The sequence below is a fragment of the Endozoicomonas sp. ONNA2 genome, assembly GCF_024606365.1.
Lineage (GTDB): Bacteria > Pseudomonadota > Gammaproteobacteria > Pseudomonadales > Endozoicomonadaceae > Endozoicomonas.
Window position 1 is genome coordinate 1 of sequence record NZ_JAHHPO010000979.1, and the last position, 3,293, is coordinate 3,293.

Sequence of the window (3,293 nt, forward strand, 5' to 3'; positions counted from 1 at the left end):
TTATCCTCAATTTTCTGCCGTCCTCGCTACGGGGACGCCCAGTCGGGCGCTATTCCCTGACAGCCTCCTGGCGCCGGATCAACGAAGGTTTGGCCCGGATATTTCATAAACGGCCTTTTGTTCGGATAGACAGCAAAAACGGTTGAGATGTGGCGCCTAACCGTTACAATGGCGCCCGAACCCGACTGATCTTCTCCGCTTATCCATCAGCATGCTGTTTCACCTGAGGTAGTCATTATCGCTGATAATTCGGTTTGGAGGTTTGCCGGGATTGTGTTGTTCCCGTGAAAATCTCGCGTGACAATTGTTCAAGAAGCCGTCTGAAATAAAATAATTCGACTCATCGGGGAACTCATGTCTGGACAAAATCCAACGGCATCGAAAAAAACCTGGGCTAACCGCTGGACCTTCCTGCTGGCTGCCGCAGGCTCGGCTATTGGCCTTGGCAATATCTGGAAATTCCCATACATCGCCGGGCAATATGGCGGCGGTGCCTTCGTTATGCTTTACCTGCTGTGCATCGCCGTTATGGGCATACCCCTGCTGATGGCTGAAACGGCCATTGGCCGTCATACCCGCCTGAGTCCCCTGAATGCCATTCGCAAGCTGACCGGTGAGCTTGGAGCCAGCAAACTGTGGGGCATTACCGGCGGGATGGGCATGCTGGCGGGCTTTCTGATTCTCTCTTTCTACAGTGTGATCGCCGGCTGGTCACTTGCCTATGCCTGGGACCTGGTGACCGGGGCCTTCAGTGACATGAACACCGCTCAGGTGGGTGATGCTTTTGCCGGGCTCGTGTCATCGGCACCCCGTCAGATCTTCTGGCACACCGCCTTTATGTTACTCACCCTGATGATTGCGGCCCGTGGTATCCATAAAGGCCTTGAGCAAGGCCTGCAGGTGATGATGCCCGCCCTGTTTGTCTTGTTGCTGATCATGCTGGGCTACAGCATGCTGGAAACCGGACAGTTTATGCGTGGGTTTGCTTTTATGTTCTCCGTGGATTTCTCCAGGGTTACCGGTGAAGCTTTTGTTGCTGCATTGGGTCAGGCGTTCTTTACCCTGAGCCTGGGTATGTGCTGCCTGATGGCCTACGGCGCTTATATGCCCGCCAACAATTCCATTCCAAGAATCGCCATTAACGTTGCCACTCTGGATACTCTGATGGCAATTATCTCCGGTCTGATTGTCTTCCCGATCGTATTTGCCTATGGACTGGAGCCCTCTGCCGGCCCCGGCCTGCTGTTTGTTTCCCTGACTGCCGCTTTCGTCCATATGCCTATGGGGGAGCTGTTTGGCTTCCTGTTCTTTGTGCTGGTGGGCATTGCGGCACTCAGTTCTGCCATCTCCCTGGTGGAACCGTCACTGGCCTGGCTGATCGAGCGCACACCATTGAGCCGTAACGTCGCGGCGATAATTCTCTGCGCTGCTATCTGGTTTGTTGGTCTTGGCACTGTGTTTTCCATGAGTGGTGACCTGACCTTCACGCTGTTCGGGAAGAACTTCTTTGATCTGCTGGATTACTTCACCAGTAATATCCTGCTGCCTGTGGGTGGTCTGCTGATTGCCATTTTCGCGGGCTGGGTGTTAAAGCGTGCAACCATGATGAAAGAGCTGGGTCTGAGCGTGGGTGTGTTTAACCTGTGGCGTGCCATGATCCGTGTGATCGTGCCACTGTGTGTATTGACGGTGTTGATTACCGCCTTGTTCTGAGGCGTTGTCCCTGCTGGTCACGGAGGACAAGATTTTTTTGCTTCTCCGTGCGAGCCAGACAACGCATGTCTTTCTGTCTGAAAATCCTCTATGCCGATTGCCGGGTCGCCGTCACTACCAGTTCACGGACACAGAGATTCTGCGGCTGCTGGTACACAAAAGTAATACAGCGGGCGATATCGTCTGCCGTAATAACGCCTCCCATGCTGTGCTTCCACTGTTCATAGCCATCTTTAATGTCACTGGATGTTGTATGACTGAGCAGCTCAGTTTCTACCGCTCCCGGTGCAATGGTTACCACACGAACACTGTCGTCAGCCAATTCTTCCCTCAGCGTTTCAGACAAGCCATGCACGGCAAACTTGGTGCCACAATAGGCCATGTGATTTGGAAAGCCCTTGATACCGGCCACTGAGCTGATATTGATAATCGTGCCCCCTTTTCGAGCTTTCATCTGGCGGACAACGGCATAAATGCCATTCAGCACCCCTTTGACATTCACATCAACCATGGTATCCCACTCGGCGGGGTCCTGTTGGTCGGCAAGCCCCAGCTGCATTAGCCCGGCATTGTTGATCAGGCAGTCCGTCTCTCCATAGCGGGACTCGGCTTCTTCGATGGCCAGCTTAAGGGCATGACGATCCGTCACATCCACCCGTCGGCAAAGTGCATCAGGAAGGTCCAGGGCCTCCAGACGCTCGACCCTTCTGGCCAGTAATAACAGTGGATGGCCAAGTTGACTCATGGCCCTGGCAACGGCTTCACCGATACCGGAGCTGGCTCCGGTGATCACAACCAATGGCTTGTTCATGGCGGGACTCCTGCAGGAGTGATATGTGGGGATCTCAGTCCACCAGGCTATGGCGAACCCTGACTTTTAAGAACAGATAATTAAGATAGCTGATCTGAAAAGGCTTGTTTATCAATAAATAGTATGTGTTGTTGGCTATTCGGTATCCTTCAGTCTTTATAGAAACATCACTACATGCATCCTGCCTGTTGTGGCGTTATAATCCCCGCCTCCTGAGCCAGGGCTGTTACTTGATGAGTCTTCCGAAAAAAGCACCCAAACCGGTTTACAGTTATTCGATTTGTATCTTTAAAACGTTATTTATATGCTTTTTCCAGGAATTTATAGTCGACGCATTCCATCAGGTATCCAACACCATTTTTTGATCGTCCGGCTCTTTAACTGCCGCAGGAACACCAATGAGCGAACTGATACTGATTCTGGTCAGCGCCATACTGGTCAACAACTTTGTACTGGTCCAATTCCTTGGGCTGTGTCCTTTTATGGGCGTGTCCAACAAGCTGGAGTCGGCCATGGGGATGTCGATGGCCACCACTTTTGTGCTGACACTGGCCTCTATCTGCAGCTATTTAACGTACAAGTACATTCTATTGCCACTGAACCTGGAGTTTCTGAAAACCATCTCGTTCATTCTGGTGATTGCCGTGGTGGTGCAATTCACCGAAATGGTGGTGCGCAAAACCAGCCCGCTGCTGCATAAGGTGCTGGGTGTATTCCTGCCCTTGATCACCACCAACTGTGCAGTACTGGGGGTTGCCCTGCTGAACAC

Annotated in this window: 3 protein-coding genes; 2 read left to right on the forward strand and 1 reads right to left on the reverse strand. The window is 52.3% G+C overall.

Annotated elements, in window-relative coordinates:
- The first annotated feature begins 354 nt into the window (after positions 1–354).
- Positions 355–1,713 carry a sodium-dependent transporter gene (locus tag KDK14_RS17295; protein WP_257266434.1) on the forward strand — a complete coding sequence of 453 codons (1,359 nt, stop codon included), beginning with the start codon at positions 355–357 and terminating at the stop codon, positions 1,711–1,713.
- 88 nt (positions 1,714–1,801) lie between these two features.
- Here the strand turns inward: KDK14_RS17295 and KDK14_RS17300 are convergent, their stop codons facing one another.
- Positions 1,802–2,524 (reverse strand): SDR family oxidoreductase, encoded by a 723-nt coding sequence (locus KDK14_RS17300; RefSeq protein WP_257266435.1) that lies wholly within the window; start codon positions 2,522–2,524, stop codon positions 1,802–1,804.
- A 398-nt stretch (positions 2,525–2,922) separates the two neighbouring features.
- On the opposite strand from KDK14_RS17300, the gene KDK14_RS17305 reads away from it, so the two are divergent.
- The coding region (locus KDK14_RS17305) for an electron transport complex protein RnfA (protein ID WP_306671591.1) at positions 2,923–3,293 on the forward strand (371 nt) is incomplete at its 3' end.